General features: G+C 69.3%; 20 protein-coding genes. 15 read left to right on the plus strand and 5 right to left on the minus strand.

The window, feature by feature from the left end; all coding sequences use genetic code 11:
- Nucleotides 1–164 precede the first annotated feature (164 nt).
- From tnpA to CUT44_RS02950, 7 genes are all read left to right on the plus strand, one after another.
- A complete protein-coding gene (tnpA, locus tag CUT44_RS02920) occupies nucleotides 165–593 on the plus strand; it encodes an IS200/IS605 family transposase (RefSeq protein ID WP_102248709.1) in 429 nt (142 codons plus the stop codon).
- The gene (locus CUT44_RS02925) at nucleotides 590–1810 is read left to right on the plus strand and encodes an RNA-guided endonuclease InsQ/TnpB family protein (protein WP_100200528.1); all 1221 of its coding nucleotides are present in this window, start codon (nucleotides 590–592) and stop codon (nucleotides 1808–1810) included. The genes tnpA and CUT44_RS02925 overlap by 4 nt, the downstream gene beginning before the upstream one ends.
- A gap of 31 nt (nucleotides 1811–1841) precedes the next feature.
- Nucleotides 1842–2693: an SDR family NAD(P)-dependent oxidoreductase gene (locus tag CUT44_RS02930; RefSeq protein ID WP_100200538.1), complete on the plus strand. Its 852-nt coding sequence runs from the start codon at nucleotides 1842–1844 to the stop codon at nucleotides 2691–2693.
- A 159-nt stretch (nucleotides 2694–2852) separates the two neighbouring features.
- On the plus strand, nucleotides 2853–3179 hold the full coding sequence (locus CUT44_RS02935; protein ID WP_100200539.1) for a hypothetical protein: 327 nt from the start codon (nucleotides 2853–2855) through the stop codon (nucleotides 3177–3179).
- A 49-nt stretch (nucleotides 3180–3228) separates the two neighbouring features.
- Nucleotides 3229–4836, plus strand: coding sequence for an alpha/beta hydrolase (locus tag CUT44_RS02940; protein WP_100200802.1), 1608 nt, complete (start codon nucleotides 3229–3231; stop codon nucleotides 4834–4836).
- 101 nt (nucleotides 4837–4937) lie between these two features.
- On the plus strand, nucleotides 4938–5555 hold the full coding sequence (locus CUT44_RS02945; protein ID WP_100200540.1) for a proteophosphoglycan 5: 618 nt from the start codon (nucleotides 4938–4940) through the stop codon (nucleotides 5553–5555).
- Between the two features lie 204 nt (nucleotides 5556–5759).
- On the plus strand, nucleotides 5760–7856 hold the full coding sequence (locus tag CUT44_RS02950) for an NACHT domain-containing protein (protein ID WP_158239563.1): 2097 nt from the start codon (nucleotides 5760–5762) through the stop codon (nucleotides 7854–7856).
- 198 nt (nucleotides 7857–8054) lie between these two features.
- Here CUT44_RS02950 and CUT44_RS02955 read toward each other — a convergent pair whose 3' ends face one another.
- Together CUT44_RS02955 and CUT44_RS02960 are read right to left on the minus strand one after the other, a co-directional pair.
- A complete protein-coding gene (locus CUT44_RS02955) occupies nucleotides 8055–8300 on the minus strand; it encodes a DUF397 domain-containing protein (protein ID WP_100200542.1) in 246 nt (81 codons plus the stop codon).
- Complete coding sequence (locus tag CUT44_RS02960) at nucleotides 8297–9205, minus strand: helix-turn-helix domain-containing protein (protein ID WP_100200543.1); 909 nt, start codon at nucleotides 9203–9205, stop codon at nucleotides 8297–8299. The genes CUT44_RS02955 and CUT44_RS02960 overlap by 4 nt, the downstream gene beginning before the upstream one ends.
- A 157-nt stretch (nucleotides 9206–9362) precedes the next feature.
- Between CUT44_RS02960 and CUT44_RS02965 the strand changes: the two genes are divergently transcribed.
- From CUT44_RS02965 to CUT44_RS02995, 8 genes are all read left to right on the plus strand, one after another.
- On the plus strand, nucleotides 9363–9806 hold the full coding sequence (locus CUT44_RS02965; RefSeq protein WP_100200803.1) for an ATP-binding protein: 444 nt from the start codon (nucleotides 9363–9365) through the stop codon (nucleotides 9804–9806).
- 192 nt (nucleotides 9807–9998) lie between these two features.
- The gene (locus tag CUT44_RS02970) at nucleotides 9999–10556 is read left to right on the plus strand and encodes a hypothetical protein (protein WP_100200544.1); all 558 of its coding nucleotides are present in this window, start codon (nucleotides 9999–10001) and stop codon (nucleotides 10554–10556) included.
- Nucleotides 10557–11019: 463 nt separating this feature from the next.
- On the plus strand, nucleotides 11020–14292 hold the full coding sequence (locus tag CUT44_RS02975; RefSeq protein ID WP_100200545.1) for an RHS repeat-associated core domain-containing protein: 3273 nt from the start codon (nucleotides 11020–11022) through the stop codon (nucleotides 14290–14292).
- 548 nt (nucleotides 14293–14840) lie between these two features.
- Nucleotides 14841–15164 (plus strand): RHS repeat-associated core domain-containing protein, encoded by a 324-nt coding sequence (locus CUT44_RS02980; protein ID WP_100200546.1) that lies wholly within the window; start codon nucleotides 14841–14843, stop codon nucleotides 15162–15164.
- A 665-nt stretch (nucleotides 15165–15829) separates the two neighbouring features.
- Nucleotides 15830–16003, plus strand: a complete 174-nt coding sequence (locus CUT44_RS32970) for a hypothetical protein (RefSeq protein ID WP_158239564.1) — start codon at nucleotides 15830–15832, stop codon at nucleotides 16001–16003.
- A 39-nt stretch (nucleotides 16004–16042) separates the two neighbouring features.
- Nucleotides 16043–16432 carry an RHS repeat-associated core domain-containing protein gene (locus tag CUT44_RS02985; RefSeq protein ID WP_233221186.1) on the plus strand — a complete coding sequence of 130 codons (390 nt, stop codon included), beginning with the start codon at nucleotides 16043–16045 and terminating at the stop codon, nucleotides 16430–16432.
- A 557-nt stretch (nucleotides 16433–16989) separates the two neighbouring features.
- Nucleotides 16990–18213 (plus strand): monooxygenase, encoded by a 1224-nt coding sequence (locus CUT44_RS02990; protein ID WP_100200548.1) that lies wholly within the window; start codon nucleotides 16990–16992, stop codon nucleotides 18211–18213.
- A gap of 219 nt (nucleotides 18214–18432) precedes the next feature.
- Complete coding sequence (locus tag CUT44_RS02995) at nucleotides 18433–18717, plus strand: Rieske (2Fe-2S) protein (RefSeq protein ID WP_233221187.1); 285 nt, start codon at nucleotides 18433–18435, stop codon at nucleotides 18715–18717.
- Here CUT44_RS02995 and CUT44_RS32660 read toward each other — a convergent pair.
- The 3 genes from CUT44_RS32660 to CUT44_RS03005 all read right to left on the minus strand — a co-directional run bounded on the left by CUT44_RS32660 (nucleotide 18700) and on the right by CUT44_RS03005 (nucleotide 19984).
- A complete protein-coding gene (locus CUT44_RS32660) occupies nucleotides 18700–18894 on the minus strand; it encodes an alpha/beta fold hydrolase (protein ID WP_146252166.1) in 195 nt (64 codons plus the stop codon). The two genes, CUT44_RS02995 and CUT44_RS32660, sit on opposite strands and share 18 nt — an antisense overlap.
- Nucleotides 18895–18968: 74 nt before the next feature.
- Complete coding sequence (locus CUT44_RS03000; protein ID WP_100200549.1) at nucleotides 18969–19634, minus strand: response regulator; 666 nt, start codon at nucleotides 19632–19634, stop codon at nucleotides 18969–18971.
- Nucleotides 19631–19984 carry an ATP-binding protein gene (locus CUT44_RS03005; RefSeq protein WP_233221188.1) on the minus strand — a complete coding sequence of 118 codons (354 nt, stop codon included), beginning with the start codon at nucleotides 19982–19984 and terminating at the stop codon, nucleotides 19631–19633. The genes CUT44_RS03000 and CUT44_RS03005 overlap by 4 nt, the downstream gene beginning before the upstream one ends.
- Between the last annotated feature and the right edge of the window lie 27 nt (nucleotides 19985–20011).

Below are 20011 nucleotides of genomic sequence, written 5' to 3' on the forward strand. Positions count from 1 at the left end.
CCATCAATCCTCCTAGCAAGGGGACCACCGGCTTTAGCCGGTGGGGGAATTGCTTCTTTGGCCCGCTCTGACCTCGACTGTGTGCACGTATCTGCACTGTTCACCTCGGCCACGGCGCGACCTCCCTGTTAGACACGCGCCGCATATATAATCGACGCGTGACCGTGACCAGGAAGGTTCGCCGGTTCTCCGGCGGCGTGTACGACCTCGGGCTCCACATCGTGTGGTGTCCGAAGTACCGCCGCCCGGTCCTCGGCGGACGGGTCGCGGCACGCCTGGATGAACTGATCCGCCAGAAGGCCGATGAACGGGGGTGGGAGATCGTGGCACTCGAAGTCATGCCCGACCACGTGCACCTGTTCGTCAAGCACGACCCGAAGTCCTCGGCGTCATACGTCGCGAACCAGTTCAAGGGCTTCACCTCGCGCGTCCTGCGCGCGGAGTTCCCGCACCTCAAGACACAGCTGCCCACGCTGTGGTCGTCGTCGTACTTCGCGGCGTCGGTCGGCGCTGTCTCGGCAGACACTGTTCGCCGGTACATCGACACCCAGTGGGAACGCCCGTGGAAGAAGCAGAAGGGGGACGGCTCGTGATCCGGGCGTACAAGTTCCTCCTGCGGCCCACGAACCGCCAGGCAGTTGCGCTCGGCGAGATGCTGGCCGACCACTGCTCCCTGTACAACGGCGCGTTGCAGGAGCGCAGGGACGCCTACCGGCACGTGTCGAAGACGTCCGTGCGCCACGGCGACCAGTCCGCCCAGCTCAAGGAGATCCGGGCGTTCGACCCGGAGCGTCAGGGCCGCTGGTCGTTCTCCTCCCAGCAGGCCACCCTGCGGCGCCTGGACAAGGCGTTCCAGGCGTTCTTCAAGCGCGTCAAGGCCGGCCAGAGTCCGGGCTACCCGCGGTTCAAGGGCGTCGGTCACTTCGACACCGTCACCTTCCCCAAGGACGGCGACGGCTGTCGCTGGAACTCCACCCCGCACGACCGGCAGACCCGCGTCCGTCTCCAAGGTGTCGGGCACGTCCGCGTGCACCAGCACCGGCCCGTACAGGGCCGCGTCAAGACGATCACCGTCAAGCGCGAAGGGAACCGCTGGTACGTCGTCCTCGCCTGCGACAACGTGCCTGCCGAGGAGCTGCCGCCCACCGGGGCGATCATCGGCGTCGACATGGGCGTTACGCACTTCCTCACCACGTCCGAGGGTGAGCACACGCCGAACCCGCGCTTCCTTGGCACCGTGGCTGAGGAGCTGGCCGCCGCACAGCAGCACCTGGCGACGTTCCCCAAGCGCACCCGGCAGCGCACCAAGGCCCACCGGGCCGCCGCCCGTAAGGTCGCCAAGCTGCACGCCAAGGTGCGGCGGCAGCGCCTGGACTTCCACCACAAGACCGCCCGCGCGCTCGTCGCCGACAACGACGTGATCGCACACGAGCGGCTGAACACCGCCGGGATGACCAAGAGCCCGGCACCCAAGCCCGGCCCCAGCACCGACGGCGCGTTCCTCCCGAACGGTGCCGCCGCCAAGGCCGGGCTGAATCGAAGCATCCTCGACGCGGGTTGGGGACAGTTCTTCGCGATCCTGGCGAACAAGGCTGAGAGTGCCGGTCGCCTCGTGATCCCGGTGGACCCCCGCAACACCTCCCGCACGTGCCCGCCCAGCCTTGGCGGCTGCGGACACGTGAACGGCAAGAGCCGCCTCACCCAAGCGAAGTTCCAGTGCACGGCGTGTGGGTTCACCGCGAACGCGGACCACGTCGGCGCCTCGAACATCTCCGACAGGGCCGGGCTGGCCCTCTGCGCGGCGGCTTAGCCACCGACGCAGGAAGCCCGCGCGTTTACGCGTGGGTGGAGTCACGGCTACGTGGTTCATCACCGGCGCCTCCCGCGGACTCGGCGCGGAGATCGCCCGCGCCGCCCTGGCCGACGGCAACGACGTCGTGGTCGCCGCACGAGACCCCGAACGCGTCCCGGACGATCTGCGGAAATCCGACAGGGTCCTGCCGGTCGCCCTGGACGTCACGGACAACGACGGCATCCCGCGCGCGGTCGGCGCCGCCGTGGAGCGGTTCGGCGGCATCGACGTCCTGGTGAACAACGCGGGCCGCGGTCTGCTCGGCGCGCTGGAGGAGATCACCGACGCGGAGACCCGGTCGCTGTTCGACCTCAACGTCTTCGGCCTGATCGACGTCACCCGCGCCGTGCTGCCCGTCATGCGGAAGCAGGGCTCCGGCAGGCTGGTGCACATCGGTTCCCGTTCCGGCTTCGAGGGCGAGCCCGGCGTCAGCCTGTACTCCGCCTCGAAGTTCGCGGTCGCCGGTGTCAGCGAGGCGCTCTCCGCCGAGCTGGCCCCGTTCGGCATCCAGTCGATGGTCGTCGAACCGGGCGTCCTCCGCACCGACTTCCTCGACGCCAGTTCCCTGTCGGTCGCCGCGAACCACATCCCCGACTACGACGACACCCCCGCCCATGTGACGGTGGACTGGGCCGGCCAGGCCAACCACACCCAGCTCGGCGACCCCGTCAAGGGCGCCGCCCTCATCGTCGAGGTCACCTCCGGCGAGAAGCTGCCCACGCACCTCTACCTGGGGCGCGACACCCTGGAGCGGCTGGAGGTCAAGTACCGGCAGGTGCGGGACGACCTCGCCCCGTGGCGTGAGAAGTCCGCCGCCACCGCCCACGACGCCGCCGCCTGACACCGCCCGGGGCGTCCGCGGCCCCCACCAGCGGCTCGGCCGGTCAGGAGGAACCGGCCGGGCCGCCGTTCCTCCCCCACCGGCTATGTCCCGCGGCCTAGGCGGTGTTCCTCCCGGTGGCCGACGCCCCGGCGGGCCCCGCGGCGGGACGATCGACGCATGGACAGAACCGCTGTCATCACCGCCCTGGTCGCCTTCCTGAGCCTTGCCGTCACCGTGTGGGCCAAGCCGCTGGAGAGGCTGCCGTTCTGGCTCGTCGTCATCCTGTGTGCCGCCTTCTACCCCGTGGGCAGGGAGCTGTTCCCGGCGGTGGAGTCGGCCGGGGGCGAGGACAGCGCGTGGGCCGAGTGGATCTTCATGGTCAGCGCGAGCCTCCTGTTCGCCGCGCTCGCCGCGTCGGCCTTCCGGAAGTTCAGGTCCGTCGGGGACACCGCACGCACCGGCCGACAGCCCTGCCACGACCACGGCCATGACATTGACGCCTGAGTGTCCCCCTCTTCACCGCCACCGTCACCGACCTCAGATGGGCATGACCATGTCTTCGCACCACCACTCGTCCCGGACCCGGGGCACCACCGTCCTGACTCCGCTCGCCGTGCTGGCCGTACTGACGGCCGCCACGGTCACGGCCTGCGACCCCGGCGCCGACGCCGGCGGAGCCACCGCGAGACCCGCGATGTCCGGGGTGCCCACCGCTCTCGCCGAACAGCGGCCGGACTGGAGCGCGTGCCCCGCCCCGTCCATCGCCCAGGGCGGCGGCGACAAGCCCGAGAACCTGCCGGACGGAACGAAGTGGGAGTGCGGCACCCTGAAGGCACCCCTGGACTACGCGGACCCCGACGGCGAGACGATCGACATCGCCCTGATCCGGGCCAAGGCCGCGCCGGACTCCGGCGACAAGCACCTCGGCTCCCTGGTCTTCAACTTCGGCGGCCCCGGCGGCTCCGGGGTGTCGACGCTGCCCCTCCTCGCGGCCGACGACTACCTGAAGCTGCACAAGCGCTACGACCTGGTCAGCTTCGACCCGCGCGGCGTCGGGAACAGCGCCGGTGTGACGTGCCTGGACAGGAAGGCCACGGACGCCTGGCTGGCCTCGGACTCGACCCCGGACGACGCCGCGGAGGAGAAGGCCCGCACTCTCGGGGTGCGCGCGTACGCCCGGTCCTGCGAGAAGAACTCGGGCGCGGTGCTGGACCACGTCGGCACCCGGCAGGCCGCACGCGATCTCGACCTGCTGCGCCACGTCCTCGGCGAGGAGAGACTGAACTACTTCGGCATCTCCTACGGAACACAGCTCGGCGGCGTCTACGCGCACCTCTTCCCGGAGAACACCGGACGCATGGTCTTCGACGCCGTGGTCGACCCCACCGAGGACTACCTGGCGGCGGTACGCGGCCAGACGAAGGGATTCCAGGGCGCGCTGCGGAGCTTCCTCGAGGACTGCGCGAAGCAGGACGAGTGCTTCTTCGAGGGCGAGGACCCGGCGCGGGGCGAGAAGGAGATCATCGCGCTGCTCAGGAGCCTGGACGGCAAGCCGCTGTCCACGGAGTTCGGCCGCACCCTCACCCAGAGCCTCGCGTTCGACGGCCTCGCCGCCGCCCTCTACAGCGAGGAGGGCTGGATACTGCTCGGCATGGCACTGGCCGAGGCCGAGAAGGGGAACGGCACCACGCTGCTGGTGCTCGCCGACGCCTTCAGCGAGCGCATCGACGACAGCGGGTACGCCAACATCAACGCCGCCAACACGGCAGTGAACTGCGCCGACCACCAGGACCGCTTCACCGCCGAGGACGTGCGCCGGCACCTTCCCGAACTCCGCGAGGCGTCCCCCGTGTTCGGCGACTGGATGGCCTGGGGACTGCTCCAGTGCACCGGCTGGCCCGTGGCCGGCCACGCGTCCGACGCCGAGGTGGCGGCCGACGGCGCGAACCCGATCCTCGTCATCGGCAACACCGGCGACCCCGCCACCCCCTACGAGGGCGCCAGGAGGATGGCGGACGAGCTGGGCGGGGGAGTGGGCGTCCACCTCACCGTCGAAGGGGAGGGGCACGGCACCTACGGCGTCAACGACTGCCTGACCGCGCTGGTCGACACGTACCTGCTCGACGGGACGGTCCCGGAGAACGACACCGTCTGCTCCTGACGGACGCCCCCTCGTCCGGTGCACCGGGTGGCCCGCCGCCGCTGTCGTGGGCCCTCCCTAGGATCAGGGCTCCTGCCCGAGAGACCACACCTGGGGGAACCATGGGACTCGTCGAACTCGACCTGCCCGCACCGGCGGAGATGCGCGGCCGCTGGGCCGCGCTGGCCGCCGTCCGGGAGACGAGGGGATGGGGCGACGGGTGCCGCGCGGAAGGCCCCGTGTGGCACTACGACGACGGCGGCGGCAACTGGCTGGACCTCCACCACCTCGGCGACGGGCGCGCCGTCCTGGTGGGGAACGACCACGAGTGCTCGCCCGATCCGGAGGAGCTTCCCGACCTGTCGGCTGAGGTCCCCGACTGGTGGCGGCCGACGCTGAGGGAGGCCGTACGGAAGAACGAGCACGTGGCCGTCGTCTACGGCTTCGACGGCACGGTGTGGTGGCGCGTGGACTACGGCATGGACGACGGCTTCTCCGCCGTGGACCTCCCCGCACTGACCCGGGAGAGGACCCGGGAACGGATTTCCGGCACCTGCTCGTACAGCCCCTCCGGCGCGCACGACCCCACGCTCCCCGAGCCGTCGGACGAGGCGGTCGACGCGCTGATCGCTGCGGACGCCGACCTCACGGAGGAACTGGTCGCCGCGGTCGTCGGCACCGAGGGCCGCGAACCGGCGGCGGCCGCCGCGGCACACGCCCGCCGGTTCCTGGAGGCGTGACCCCGGAACCGGCCGGGCGAAGGGCGCGATGAGGCCCTCTGCCACCGGCACCGCGTGCCGGCCGTCGGGACCGGTCGGGAGGCAGGCCGACCCGGGGACACCGGCCTGTGTGCTCCCGACCGCACCTGGCCGGAAGAGCGCGGCGATGACGGACTGTTGCCGAACCACTCCGGCGAGGCACCTCTGTCCGACATCATGGCTCTTATGGGGAGAGAGCGCTGGACGGTGTACGGGGGAGTCTTCGTCTGCCTCGTCGCGCTGTTGGGGGCGGTGGCGGTCGGCCTGCGAGCCCTGTCGTCGGGGACGCCGCTCGGGGACGTCGATCCGCTGGGAGCCGTCGTCGGGCTCGCCTCGCTGACGGTGGGGCTCGTCGCCGGGTGGCTGGCTTTGCGGGCGCTGCGCATGCAGCAGGCGGTGCTGGCCGATGCGGTCGAGAACCTCGCCGGTCAGGTCCGGGAGGCGGAGCGGAGTGCCTGGAGCCAGCTCATGGGCAACGGCAGCGAGCCGATCGACCTGCGCTTCGTCCTGCGGCCGGACCCGCCCCACGATGCCGCCGGGGCCCCTCCGAGCGGGAGCCTCGCCCGGATCGCCGAGTTGTACCGGGGACTGGAGCCCCGGCGGCTGGTCGTCACGGGAGGCCCCGGCGCCGGGAAGACCGCGCTCGCGGTCTATCTCATGCTCGAACTCCTCAGTGGCGACCGTGCGCCGGAGGCGCCTGTGCCCGTTCGGCTCTCCCTGTCGAGCTGGGACACCGAGCAACCGCTGGAGGACTGGCTGGTCCGTCATCTCACGGGCACCTACGGTGTCCCTTCCGCCGCGGCCGTGAAACTGGTCAGCACGCGGCGGGTGATTCCGGTGCTCGACGGGCTGGACGAGATGGACGCGGACGGTCGCCTCGGCTACTCCTCCCGCGCGGGAAGGGCACTGCGAGCCCTGAACGCCTACCAGGACACCCACCGGCGGGCCGAACTCGTGCTGACCTGCCGGACCACGGCCTACCGGAAGCTGACACGGCGGGCACGACTGCGGGTCAGGGACGCCGTCCGGATCGAGATCCGGCCTGTGGGAATCCCTTCGGCGCGGAGGTTCCTCACCGACCGCACCGAGGCCGTCGGCCGCTGGGAGCCGGTGCTGCGCGAGATGGAGCGGCACCGCTACGGGGCGCTGGCCAGGGAACTGTCCACACCATGGCGGCTGTGCCTGGCCACGGTGGTCTACGAGCAGCGGGACGAGGAGACCGGCGACTACCTCAAGGATCCCGCGGACCTGCTCGACCCGACGCTGCGCAGACCCGGTGCACTGCGGGACCACCTGCTCGGTTCCTTCCTCCGAACGGCTGTGGAGTCCTACGGAGGAAGCGGGGGGAGCAGGGGGAGAGACAGGCGCACCTATCCGCTCGACCGGGTGCGCACCTCCCTCACCGCGCTGGCCTCCTATCTGGCCCGGCACGAGCGGACGGGCCGGGAGGCGGGCGGGGCCACACTGTCCGGTTCCGACATCGTGCCGCACCAGTTGTGGCCGATCGCGGGGGTGCGGCGGCCGATCACCGTGGTGCTCGGGGTGTTCCTCGCGGTCATGATCGCCTGCGTCGCGGTGGTCGGGAACAGCATGCCGGAGGGGTACAACCGTCTCCGGCCGGCGCTTCCCCTCATCACGGCCAATCTGATGGCCTTCAGCGTCTCGCACCGGCTCTGGCCGAAGGCGGAGAACCTGACCTGGCGGCTGCGCGGAACCACCGGCTCCGCGCGCCGGGCTTCGGTGGGCATGTCCATCGGGCTGCTGTGGGGCGCGTCGCTCGGGGGCCTGGCGTGGTTCCATCTCGGCCCCGGGTGGGGCGCGGTGATCGCGGCGGTGACGGGAGTCCTGATGGGTGTGGCCCTCGCCCTTGGCGCGGCCAACATGGGCACCACTCCTCCCGAACCCACCGAGCCCGGCGTGGTACTGCGCAGCGAGTTCGCGTTCGGCCTCCTGGGCGGGCTTGCGACCGGTGCCCTCCTGTGGGGGACCTACCGTCTACAGGGAGGCGCCACCATGGCCCTGGGCATGGGCGTGCTCATGGGGTTCGCCGTCCTGGTGTCCTCGGCTCCGCTGGCCACGCGGTACGCCGCCATGCTGGTGCTCACCCACGGCAGCCTTCTTCCCTGGCGGGTGGGCCGCTTCCTGCGCTGGTGCGGCGATGCCGGTCTGCTCCGGCGCTCGGGAGCCGCCTACCAGTTCCGGCACCGGGAGTTGCAGGAGTACCTCGCCCGCCGGGATCCGGACTCTTCGGGAGACGGCGGACCGCCCGTGCCGGCCGGCTGAGGGCGGTGCCGGTCCACTGAGGAGAACCCCACCGCGTCGGTGGCTGATGTGCGGTTCCACCGGGAGCGATCACGAGTGCTTGCCCGGCCCGGGGCCTGTGCCTCGGTGCACGCCCGCCGCTTCCTGGCGGTGCGACCCCGGAACGGAAGCGGACGCCGAGCGCCCGGCCGGGCGCTCGGCGTCCGGTGTGTGCGGGGATCAGCCCCGGGCCGCGTAGGACAGGAAGCGGCGCCAGGACTCCGGGGCCACGGCGAGCTGCGGGCCGGTCTTGTCCTTGGAGTCCCGGACGTGGACGGTGCCGGGGCAGGCGGCGACCTCGACGCAGTCGTCGCCGGAACCGCTGCTGTGGCTGGACTTGTGCCAGGAGAGAGCGACCTCGACGCAGTCGCCGGAGCCGCTGCTGCTGTAGCTGCTCTTGAACCAGGTCAGTTCCGTGCTGCTCATGCTGCTCCTCGCATCCGCTCCAACAGGCTCACGGAGTCTTCGAGTGAGAGAGCCTGTGAGCGCATCCTGGCATACCGCATCTGGAGCGTACTGAGCACTTTCGAGACGGAACTGAACTGGCCGCTCTCCTGCCCCTCGCAGTAGCTGAACCACCGGTTGTCCGGGGTCTCCAGCAGTTGCATGGGGCCGTGCAGACCCGCATGCATCCGGTCCAGCGGCATCACCTGGATCTCCACGTTGCGCAGCTCCGCGAACTCCAGCACACGGCCGATCTGCTCGCGCATCGCCTCCGGCCCGCCCACCGGGCGCAGGAACAGGTGCTCCTCCAGAATGAAGCTGAACGCGGTGTTGGGGCGCTCCCGCAGCAGTCGCTGCCGCTCCTCGCGCGCCGCCCACTGCGTCTCGATCTGCTCGTCGTTCAGTGGCGGAAGCTGATCCATGAACAGCGTCCGGGCGTACGCCTCCGTCTGGAGCAGGCCCGGGATCAGGCGGCACTCGTACGTGGAGAGGCTGATCGCCTCCTGCTCCAACTGAGCCCACTCGCGGAACCAGCGCGCCAGCCCCGGCTTGCGCGACAGGTGGCGGGACGCACCGCGCAGGGTGCCGAACGCGTCCAGGACGTCCTCGGCCCGCTCGACGAAGTCGTGCGGCGGGAAGCGGCGGCCCTGCTCGACGGAGGCGACCGTGGGGAGCGAGTACCGCACCTGCGGCGCCAGTTCCTCCTGCGTCAGGCCGGCCCGCTTGCGGAACGACTTGACGACCTCGCCGAACACCTTGAGGCTCTCCGAGGTCTCCGGCTCGTGGTTGCCGCCGCCCTTCCTGCCGTTGCCCGGCGCGGGCTTCGCGGTCTCGTCCCCTCCCGCGTCCTCGGTGTCGCCCGTGTTCTCTTCCGTACCGTCGACCATGGCGGCTCCCTCCCGTACGCGCGTCCGGCGTATCCGTCGCGTGCCTTAATCGTCACGGGGGGTAACATCCTCTGTCTACCGAAAGTGCTGGTACGGGTGCGGAGCGTATGAGCGGCTGAGCTGGTGAAACGCTCTCAGGACCGGTCGGATGAGGGCCATGGCACAGCCCTTCACCCCTCAGAGTGCGGTCACCGTACGTGTGTTCACCCAGCGGTTCAGCTCCACCCCGCGCGGCGCCCGGCTCGCCCGGCGCCTGGCCGCGCACCGGCTGCACGAGTGGGGCGTCCCGTACGGCTCCGCGCTCTCCGACTCCGTCGTGTCGATCGTCGCCGAGCTGGCGGCGAACGCCGCCACCCACGGCCGCGTGCCCGGCCGGGACTTCGAGCTGCGGCTCGGCCTCGGGCCGCGCACCCTCCTGATCGACGTCTCGGACGCCCGGGGCGAGTGCCGCCCGGCCGCCGGGGTGTCGGCGCCGCCGCCGGACGCGGACGGCGGACGCGGGCTGCTGCTGGTGGACGCGCTGGCCGACCGCTGGGAGGTGCGCGACCGTGAGCCGTCCGGCAAGACCGTCCACGCCGAACTGGACCTGCCGCCGCACTGACGCCCGCCGCCGGGCCGGGCTGGAGACGGGGGGCGAACCGGTCCGTAACACGGGGAACCGGCGCATAACGGCAGACATGCCCGTCGTGCATCAGTCCGGGTGAGGGGAAAAGCATTCTGCGCTCCCGGCCGAGCGGCGCGGGCCGAGGATGGGCGGCGCCGTTATCCGGCGATCACAAGGAGAGAAACGTCCATGACCAAGACGACCGTCCTCCGCCTCCTGGGCCCTGCCGCGCTGGCGGGCATCACCGCTCTGATGCCCGCCACGGCGGTCGCGGCCCCGTCCGTGTACGTTCCCACCGGTCAGGAGGTCTTCATCGACCACGTCCAGACCGGGGAGCACATCACCCCCAACGGCTTCGCCCAGAACCCCACGGCGTTCGTGGACATCTGGGAGGACCACAACAACGTCGTCCTCGACACCGAGAAGTGGACCTACCAGTCCGTGAACGGCAGCGGCACCACGTTCCTGATCAAGAACGTGGGCGGCAACGACATCTGCCTGCAGCCCGCGAACGTGGAGAACCGTCAGATCATCTCCACCAAGACCTGCTCGGCCACCAACAAGCAGCAGTGGTGGCACCTGTACGGCACCGACACCGGCGTCGAGCGGGGCTTCACCCTCCGCCCCTACAACGAGACGTCCCTGGCCATCACCCCCGTCACCGTCCCCAGCCACAATGACCAGTACCTGGTCCTCTCGCCCGCGGGCGACTACCTCAACCAGGTCTTCCGCAACCGCCTGGCCTGACCTCGCCCCGGGTGAGACCGGGGACCGCCGAACGGTGACCGGGGCCCGGGCCGACCCGAGCCCCGGTCACCACCCCCGCCCGGGCGCTGCCCGCGCGAGCTCGAGTGCGTACGGGGGCGCGATCGGCAGTGGGCAGGCCCGAGGTGCCCGTGTGCCGGGCGGAACGGCGGGTTCCTGCGGTGTGACGGCTGATACGGCTGATGCGGAAGTGGCTGTTCCGGGATGCGGTTTCAGACGCCTGTGCCGGGAAACGGGAGCGCTGATCACGCCCCGGACAGGTCGGACGGCCGCGTCGTCGCTGTCCATCGGTGTGTGTGCCACGCACGGAGACTGTCTTTTTCCGGCCCGCGCGCAGGAGTGACTTTGCGGGAACAGTCGTGCGATTCGTGAGGCGGTTGTGTCAGCGTGTGGGCGCCACGGCGGCCAGGGGAGCCGCCGGGCGTCTTCTTCCCAGGGGGGAAAGATGCAGCACACGCGTGCCTGGGGCACGCCTTCTCGGCGTGCCCGCAGACCGTTCAGGACCTCGCTGGTGGCGGCGGTGGCCGTCGCGGCGGTCACCGCCACGGCGTTACCGGCCGTCGCCGCACCCGGGGACGAGCGGCCGGAACCGGCCTCGGCCTGGGGCCGGGACGGCGCGGCGGGCAAGGTGAAGGCCCCGCCGGTCAAGGCGGGGAAGAACCGGCCGCCGAAGTCGGCCCGCTCGGCGGAGCCGACCGGGGAGCAGCGGGCCTGGTCCAAGGCCCAGCGGGAACGCCTCTCGGGCGCCGGTGCCGAAGGCGGCGAGCCGGCCGTGCTGAGCTGGGTGCCCGAGGGGCAGGGGGAGGTGCCCTGGCATGAGATCTCCGACCTCCGCCTGACCGATGCGCTGGTGGCCCGGGTCAACTACTCCAACGGCAACCTGATGCTGGCCGCCACCGACTTCGACATCGCCGGCGTCGGGCACAAGCTTCAGCTCACCCGCACCTACAACTCGCTGGACGCGCCGTTCGGCTCGCTCTCCGAGCCGTGGTGGACCGGTTACGAGCGCCAACTGAGCGACTTCTACACCGACATGGTGCTCCTGTACGACGACACCGGAGCCGCGGTGCAGTTCGAGGAGAGTGACGACGGGACCTTCACCACGCCCGACGGGTACTCGCTGGACCTGGAGAAGGACGAGGACGGCACCTATACCCTCACCGACCGCAAGGCCGGCTCCACGGACCACTTCTCCGCGGACGGCGACCTGACCGAGGTGGTCGACCGCAACGGCGGCACGATCAGTGTGGAGCAGCACGAGGCGGACGGGGAGAGCGCCGGTTTCAAGCTGACCGAGACCCGCTCCGACCGCTGGATCGACCTGCGCAAGGTCGACGGCGACTCCTGGACGGCGACCGATTCCGCCGGCCGCACGGTGGAGTACCACCTCGACGGCGACAGGCGGCTGATCCAGACGGTCGACACCGAGGGCGGTGACACCCTGTTCGGCTATGACGCCGACGGCCGCATCACCGAGGTGACCACCCCGGCGGGGCGGAAGGTTTCCTTCACCTACGACGAGGCCAACCGGGTCACCTCCCTCACCCGCGGCGGACCCGGCGGCCCGACGTGGACCTACACCCACTCCGCGGACACCCCCTGGCAGGAAGGCACCACCACGGTGGCCGACCCGGACGGGGACGAGACCGTCTACCGCCACAACGACGACGGCGAGGTCACGAAGGTCACCGATCCGCTGGGCAACTCCCGCTCTCGCACCTACGACGCCCACAACCTCGCCTCGGCCACCGACGCGATGGGCACCGGCAACACCTCGGGCAACACCACCACCTACGGCTGGGACTCCCGCAACAACCCCACCTCCGTCTCCCTGCCCACCGGGGCGACGGCGTCCCTGACCGGCTACCAGACCATTGCCGGTACCGACCTGCCCGGCACTCTCACCACGCCGGACGGCCACGAGAGCGACTACGACTACGACGCCAAGGGCAACACCCTGTCCGTGGCCGTCATCGGGAACGAGGGCGGCACCCGGGAGTTCACCTACAACGACGCCACGCCCGACTGCGGCGGCTTCGAGGGCCAGCGCTGCACCGCCAAGGACGCGCGCGGCAAGACCACCGAGTTCACCTACGACGCCAAGGGCAACCTGACCAAGGCCGCCCCGCCGTCCCCGCAGGGGGCCACCACCTACCGCTACGACGGCCTCGGCCGCCCCACCGATGTGGTCGACGGCCGCGGCACCACCACCCACCACACCTACGACAAGCGCGACCGGATCACCCGGACCGACACCTCCGCCTACGACGTCGTCACCTACACCTACGACGCCGACGGCAACCTCACCACCCGTACCGACGCCACCGGCACCACCACCTGGCGCTACGACGCGCTGGGCCGCGAGACGGTCCGCATCCTGCCCGACGGCTCCGCCACGGTCCTGGCCTACACCGCCGACGGCAGCGTGGACACCTACACCGACCCCACCGGAACCGTCGACTACACCTGGGACCCGGCCGGTCGGCTGACCGAACTGACCGACCCGGCCGGGGCGAAGACCACCTACGCCTACAACAACAACGGCGAACGCACCAAGACCAGCTACCCGGGCGGCACCACCCAGACCGTGGACCTGGACGACTCCGGCCGCCCCACCCGCGTCACCGCCACCTCCGGCGATGACACCCTGATCGACCTGGCCTACACCTACGACTACACCTCCGGTTCGGCCAAGGTCGACGGCACCAAGATCCGCACCCGCACCGACCACACCACCGGCAAACGCATCACCTACCGCTACGACTCCGCCGCCCGCCTCCAGTACGCCCTGGAAACCAGCGACGGCGAACGCACCGCCTCCTGGCTGTACTGCTTCGACCCGGCCGGCAACCTCACCGCCCAGTCCGGCCAGTCCTCCGCCTGCCCGGCCGGAAACCGCTTCACCTACGACGACGCCTCCCAACTCACCGCCCGCAACGGCGACTCCACCGGCTGGTCCTACGACAAGGCCGGCAACGAGCTCGCGGCCGCAGCCGCTTCCACCGTCACCCGCACCGACGAGAAGTGGAACGCCTTCTCCCAGCTCACCGAACTCACCGTCAACGGCCAAACCCACACCGCCGAATACGCCGACACCACGAACGCCGAACGCGTCCGGCTCGGTGACACCCGCTTCCACCACGGCCCCCTGGGTCTGGCCGCCCAGAGCACCGCGGGCAAGGACACCGGATTCGTCCGCGAACCGTCGGGCACCCTCCACTCCATGAGGACCGGGGGGAAGAGCCACTACTACCTCACCGACGCCCTCGGCTCGGTCATGGGCCTGACCGACGAGAACGGCAAGCGCACCCACACCTACGACTACGGCCCCACCGGCCTGCCCCGCACCACCCCCACCGAGACCGTCCCCCAGCCCTACCGCTTCGCCGGCACTTACCTCGACCCGACGGGGCTGTACAAGATGGGCGCCCGCTACTACGACCCCCACCTGGGCCGCTTCACCCAACCCGACCCATCGGGCCAGGAAACCAACCTCTACCTCTACGCGAGTGGCGACCCCATCAACCACACCGACCCCACCGGACTGTGGACGGGGTGGGACACCGTGGCAACCGTCATGACCGGCGTAGCCCTCGTGGCGGCCATCCCCACGGGAGGAGCATCTTTGACCGTGGCAGGTGGCATAGGCCTGGCACTCGCCCAGACCAGCTTTGTCGCGGCAGTTGCCTGCGGCGTGTACGACGACAACGCCTGCTGAGTGACACGTTCCCATCGGCTTAGACAGCAATAAAAAACTGAAGGACCCCTTCCGGAGTGTTACTCCGGAAGGGGTCCTTCGAAGACCCTACTCTCAAGGAGTCCAGTGCGCCAGTTCTTTGAGTCTTCAGGAGTAATCCTGATCTTTGCTCTCTCAGCTCTCTCTCTTATAGTGTTCTCGCCTAACGCGCTGGATGTTCCGGCCGTGTGGTGGTCGGCGCTCGTCGTCTGCTGTCTTTCCATCATCGCGATTCTAGTGATTCGAAAGGGAAGAAGGCGCATCGATTAGCGCTGCGGCTGCTTCGCTCACTCCGGCCTGCCCAGCCGGAATGCCACGGCGTGCCCCACTCTCTTGGTGGGGCGCGCCGTTCCAACTGGAGGGCAGTGTGCAGAAAAAATCTTTCCTTCTATGGCTTCTGCTCGTATTCGCCGTCATTCTCCTGATGATGTACCCGTGGCAAGCTGGCTGGGAGGGTTCTCATGCGGTGATATGGATGCTGAGTGTGGCAGCGATCGTCATTGCAGTGCGAGGAGTCGCATACTGGAAGCGTGAATGAAACCGAAGGAGCTGCTGAGGTTTTCTCGGCCCCTCACCTGGGTCGCTTCACTCAGCCCGACCTCTCCGGAAAGGAAACCAGCTCCTACCTCTATGCCACCGGCGACCCCGTCAACCACACCGACCCCACCGGGTTGAGTTGTTCCGCTGCGGTGATCGGCGCAATGGCTGGTGTCGGAGGGTTTCTCATCGGCACAGCAGGGATGCTCACCACTCCCATGACAGGCGGTGCATCATCAGCTGTAGCCTTCTGGGGATATCAAGTGGCTGCTGTCGGGCTGGGGCCGTCTATAGGAGGGCTGTTCAGTGAGTGCTGACAGAGCCGGACTCGGCATGACGCTCGGTGCGATTGCGGCGGGGCTGACCTGTGTGAGTTCTGGGGTGGCCGCTGTGCTGGCCTGGCAGGACGGTGCGTCATTCGGGGAAGCGGCTCTCATACTGCCGTTGGCGATCTTCGCGGCAGGGCTGACTGTCTGCATGTTCGCTGTTGCGGCTTTCGTGCAGCGAGGAAAGGGAAGAGGCCGATGAGGCGGCGAAAAGCGGCCGATTCGGTGCGCTGTTTTCCTTCTCTGTGTGCCGATATTCCGATCGGAATAGAAGCAGCGGTACTCGCTTCAGAAGCGATATCGGGTGACCGTCTTCTCTGATCTGTAGCACTTCTCGGCGAGGTCGAGAATCCTCAATTCAGCAAGATGCCCCGGTGGGGCCCCGATGCCATCGGGGCCCCACCGGCCTGCCCCGCGCCACCCCGACCGAGACGGTACCCCAGCCCTACTCTTCACCCAACCCGACCCCACCGGGCTGGCAAGTGCGGGTGAAATCACCTTGGCGACTTTGGAAGGAATCAGCATGGTGGCTGGTGTAACTGCCGCTGTGGCGACAGGCCCTGTTCTGACCCCTGCGGCGGGTGGAATCAGTCCCGCCACCGGCATCACAGGAGGAGTCGGCGGCGTCTCGTTTCTGTTCTCGGAGAACTGCTGACATGCAAGAGCTGTCCTATACTTTGCTGGCATTTTCTCTCATCGCCATAGCTGTAGGAGCCGGGGTGATGCTGTCCTCCGCCGAAGGAAGCGTCAGGCGGGAAAGGGCCATATGGGCCATTCTGGCCGCAGCGCCACTTGTCGCGATCAGCATCGTGCTGATGCTTGGCACGTGATGTACCAACCTGACAGAAGAGACCACTGAAGTACTGTCTGTGGACTCTGCCGTAGTACATAGCGCGGCAGAGCCCACAGCGCGCAGTCTGTTAAAGAATGAGGTCGATTACTACGCCCCCCATCTGGGCCGCTTCACCCAACCCGACCCCTCGGGCCAGGAGACCAACCCCTACCTCTACGCCACCGGCGACCCCGTCAACCACACCGACCCCACCGGACTGTATTCCTGGGACGACTTCACCGGCGACATCACAGTGATCTCCGGACTCGCCGGTACGGGCGCCGCGGTTGGGGGTGGCATCGGATGCCTGGTCGGTGCTGTTGGTGGTCCCCCTGGCTGTGGCGCCGCCGGAGGTGTCGGAGTGCTGATAGGAGGTGCCTACGGCGCTACCGCAGGGATTGGCCTGGTGATCGGCAGGCATATGTAGTGCGTCGGTTATGACTTCTGGAAGGGGATCGCCCCTCCGGGTGGTCGGGGAGGAACTCGATTCCGCCCCGACCGCACTCATGGCTCACGTCGGTTCCGCCCAGTCATCCGAGAATGTGAGTGGCAACTTGAGAAGGAGGTGGATGTTCGATGGATTCGAGAGTCCTGGTAATCCTTGCCAATTTCCTCGTGTTCTTGTTCGCGGCAAGTCTTATTGTTTTATTGCTTGACTCAGATTGGCTTATGGCGGCATTCAGTCTCGCCGCCTTGATGGCATTTCTGTTTGTCAGGGGGAAGGTTGTCAAGGGCAGGTCATGGGCGACTCGGCGACCCGCGCGGTCAGGCAGGCGTAGAAGTCGGTTCTGAGCTGAGTTTGGCTCCCGTCCATCGCCGACGGACTTTCGTGGGCGTGACTTCGGGCCCGGTTGCGACGGGCCTTGATTCTCGTGCGGGTGCCGAACGGCGCTCCGGAGAGAAGTACCGTGGTACCACATCCCTCCCGAAGATGACGACCACAGTACGACGAAACAGGACGGAATCGAGCCTAGCGTTCAGGCTATGACGAAACCTGGAAGTCCACTGCGGAGGTTCGGGGCGGCCACCATCGCGCTGGCGACGGCGTTCGCTGTCGTCGCCTGCGGGTCGGACGCCGACAACAGTGCGGCGCCCGCCACGGCCGACTCGCACAGCGCGCACGCGGGCGGGTCATCGGCTCCACCGCAGCCGCTGCGCGACGGCGAGCGGTTCGTCGACCTGAAGATGGCCGAGGCCTACACGCCCGCGCCGCCGGACGGCGCCGTGGACGAGTACCGGTGCCAGGTGCTCGATCCGGGCCTGACCAAGGAGACGTTCCTGACCGGAACCCAGGTCATGCCGGACAACGACGCCATCGCGCACCACGGCATCGTGTACGCGGTGCCGCCGGGCGCCGCTGCCGCGGTGCACGAGCAGGACGCGAAGACTCCCGGCCTCGGCTGGCAGTGTTTCGGCGGGACCGGCGTGGACGGCGCCGACGTGGAGGGCGACGACGAGGGCGCCGACCCGGGCGCGGCGTGGGTGGACACCTGGGCGCCGGGCGCCACGGAGACGCTGCTCGACCAGGACGCCGGCTTCAAGCTGGAGCCGGGCAGCCTGATCATCCTCCAGATGCACTACAACCTGCTCGCGACCGACGGCAAGCCGGGCGGGTCGGACCGCTCGGCGGTGCGGCTGCGGCTGACGGACGGCACGCCGCAGACCCGGGAACTCGAGACGTGGTCGCTCGACGCGCCGATCGACCTGCCCTGTACCGCCGACGAGTCGGGTCCGCTCTGTGACCGGGCGGCCTCGATCGCGGACGTGACGAAGCGGTTCGGGCCGGAGGTCGGCGAATTCGCGGACCGTCAGGTGGAGGAGTGCAACGAGGGCGGCGTGCCGAAGCCCGGTGACACCCAGTCCTGCGACCACGAGGTGGAGGAGCCGGTGACGGTGTTCGCCGGTTTCGGTCACATGCACATGCTCGGGCGGTCCATGAAGGTCGAACTCAACCCGGGCACGCCGAAGGCCAAGGTCCTGCTGGACGTGCCGCAGTTCGACTTCGACAACCAGCGGATGGTGAAGCTGCCGTCGCCGGTGGAGGCCGGCCCGGGGGACACGCTGCGGGTGACGTGTACGCACGACGCGGGGCTGCGCAAACAGCTGCCGCAGCTGAAGAAGCTGCCGCCGCGCTACGTTGTGTGGGGCGACGGCACCGGCGACGAGATGTGCATTGGCATCATGACGGTCTCCCCCCGCAAGTCCTGACGAAGCGTCGAACGTGTGTGAGCTCACTGAGGTCAACAAGCCGAAAAACACCACTGTTTGCGCTCAGGAGGCATCGTCTTGCCAGATTCAACACGCCGCACGGTTGTCTGCGGCCTGCTAGCCGGTCTGGTCGCACCGGTTTCCCTGGCCGCCTGCTCGTCCGAGACACCCGCCGCCGACCCGCCCGCCGGAGGATCCTCCGGCTCCGGTGGCACGCCGTTGGCCAAGCTGGCCGACGTCCCGGTCGGCAGCGGGACGATCGTGGACGGACCGTCAGGCAAAGTCCTGATCGTCCGGCCGTCGGAGAACGAGGTCAAAGGGCTCAACCCGACCTGCCCGCACGCGGGCGTCACCGTTTCCCGACCGGCGGGCGGCACCATCACATGCCCCGGCCACGGCAGCGTCTTCGACGCCGCGACCGGTGACAGGAAGAAAGGGCCGGCGACCACCGGCCTGATCCCGATCCCGGTGAAGATCAGCGGCGACTCAGTCGTGACCGCCTAGAAAGGTGTCGGCGGCCCGCCGGAACTCGGCGGGCCGTTCGACCCGGGGACAGTGGCCGCACTGGTCGATCAGCACGACATCGCCGTTCGGGAAAAGCCTCGCCAGCGCCTTCACCGGCCGCACACCCGTCAGACAGTCCTGACTGCAGGCGGACCCGGCAGCGGAGCGGTCGATCACGCCGAGCGGATCGGCCCGGAGCGGTGCGGCTGGGAACTACGGTCGCGCCCCCGACGGACGCGCGAGACGAAGCGCTAAATCGGCCGGGTGAGTCTCAGGTCGTAGGCGAGGATGACGGCCTGGATCCGGTCCCGTGCGCCGATCTTGGCGAGGACCCGCCCGACGTGGGTCTTCACCGTCGACTCCGACAGCGTGAACCGTTGCGCGATCTCGCCGTTGGTGAGGCCGTGGCCGATGGCGACGAGGATCTCGCGCTCGCGGCCGGTCAGGGAGTCCAGCCGGGGATCCTCCCGCACGGGCCCGCGGAGGTCATCGCCGAGCCGGTCGGAGAACGCGTCGAGCAGCCGCCGAGTCAGCGCCGGCGCGATCACCGCGGCCCCGGCGGCGACGGCCCGGATGCCGGCGAGCAGCTCCTCCGGGCGGATGTCCTTCAGCAGGAAACCGCTCGCCCCGGCCCGCAGCGCGGCGAGCGCGTACCGGTCCACGTCGGACGTCGTCAGCACCAGGATCCGCGAACGCCCACCGGCGGCGACGATGCGCCGGATGGTCTCGATCCCGTCGACGCCCGGCATGCGGATGTCCATCAGCACCACGTCGGGATGCAGCTTGGTGGTCCACCGAACGGCCTCGGCGCCGTTCTCGGCCTCGCCGACGATCTCGGTGTCGGGGGTGCTCTCCAGCAGCATGCGAAACCCGAAGCGCTGCAGCGGCTGGGCGTCCATCACAAGCACAGAGATCATGAATGGCTGCCTTCAGGGTCGCGTGGACGGTCCAGCCGTCCGACGCGGGGCCGACGCTGACCGTGCCGCCGTAGAGCGCGGCGCGTTCGGCCATGCCGGCGAGGCCGGGACCCGCGTCGCCCGGCGATGCCTACTTCATACCGAGCGAACCTGAGACGACTGTTAGAACGGTGCTCAGGCCGGTTGGCCGCCGGCGCGGGTTCGTCGTCGGGCGGGCCGCCGTCGTGCACGACGATGCGGATCTGGCAGGAGTCGGCCGCCAGGCTCAGGTCGACGGTGGTGCGCGGGCCGGCGTGCTTGAGTGCGTTGGTCAGGGCCTCCTGCACGATGCGGAAGGCGGCCAGTCGCATGCCGAGGTCCAGCCGGTCGGGGCTGCC

This window comes from Streptomyces carminius (assembly GCF_002794255.1).
Classification (GTDB): Bacteria; Actinomycetota; Actinomycetes; order Streptomycetales; family Streptomycetaceae; genus Streptomyces; species Streptomyces carminius.

What these genes read in the sequence shown, in the direction of transcription:
- CUT44_RS02935 (WP_100200539.1), top strand. Translation starts at nt 2,853, where the DNA reads ATGGACAGAACCGCTGTCATCACCGCCCTGGTCGCCTTCCTGAGCCTT.
- CUT44_RS02940 (WP_100200802.1), top strand. Translation starts at nt 3,229, where the DNA reads ATGTCTTCGCACCACCACTCGTCCCGGACCCGGGGCACCACCGTCCTG.
- CUT44_RS02945 (WP_100200540.1), top strand. Translation starts at nt 4,938, where the DNA reads ATGGGACTCGTCGAACTCGACCTGCCCGCACCGGCGGAGATGCGCGGC.
- CUT44_RS02950 (WP_158239563.1), top strand. Translation starts at nt 5,760, where the DNA reads ATGGGGAGAGAGCGCTGGACGGTGTACGGGGGAGTCTTCGTCTGCCTC.
- CUT44_RS02955 (WP_100200542.1), bottom strand. Translation starts at nt 8,300, where the DNA reads ATGAGCAGCACGGAACTGACCTGGTTCAAGAGCAGCTACAGCAGCAGC.
- CUT44_RS02960 (WP_100200543.1), bottom strand. Translation starts at nt 9,205, where the DNA reads ATGGTCGACGGTACGGAAGAGAACACGGGCGACACCGAGGACGCGGGA.
- CUT44_RS02965 (WP_100200803.1), top strand. Translation starts at nt 9,363, where the DNA reads ATGGCACAGCCCTTCACCCCTCAGAGTGCGGTCACCGTACGTGTGTTC.
- CUT44_RS02970 (WP_100200544.1), top strand. Translation starts at nt 9,999, where the DNA reads ATGACCAAGACGACCGTCCTCCGCCTCCTGGGCCCTGCCGCGCTGGCG.
- CUT44_RS02975 (WP_100200545.1), top strand. Translation starts at nt 11,020, where the DNA reads ATGCAGCACACGCGTGCCTGGGGCACGCCTTCTCGGCGTGCCCGCAGA.
- CUT44_RS32970 (WP_158239564.1), top strand. Translation starts at nt 15,830, where the DNA reads ATGCAAGAGCTGTCCTATACTTTGCTGGCATTTTCTCTCATCGCCATA.
- CUT44_RS02990 (WP_100200548.1), top strand. Translation starts at nt 16,990, where the DNA reads ATGACGAAACCTGGAAGTCCACTGCGGAGGTTCGGGGCGGCCACCATC.
- CUT44_RS03000 (WP_100200549.1), bottom strand. Translation starts at nt 19,634, where the DNA reads ATGATCTCTGTGCTTGTGATGGACGCCCAGCCGCTGCAGCGCTTCGGG.
- CUT44_RS03005 (WP_233221188.1), bottom strand. Translation starts at nt 19,984, where the DNA reads ATGCGACTGGCCGCCTTCCGCATCGTGCAGGAGGCCCTGACCAACGCA.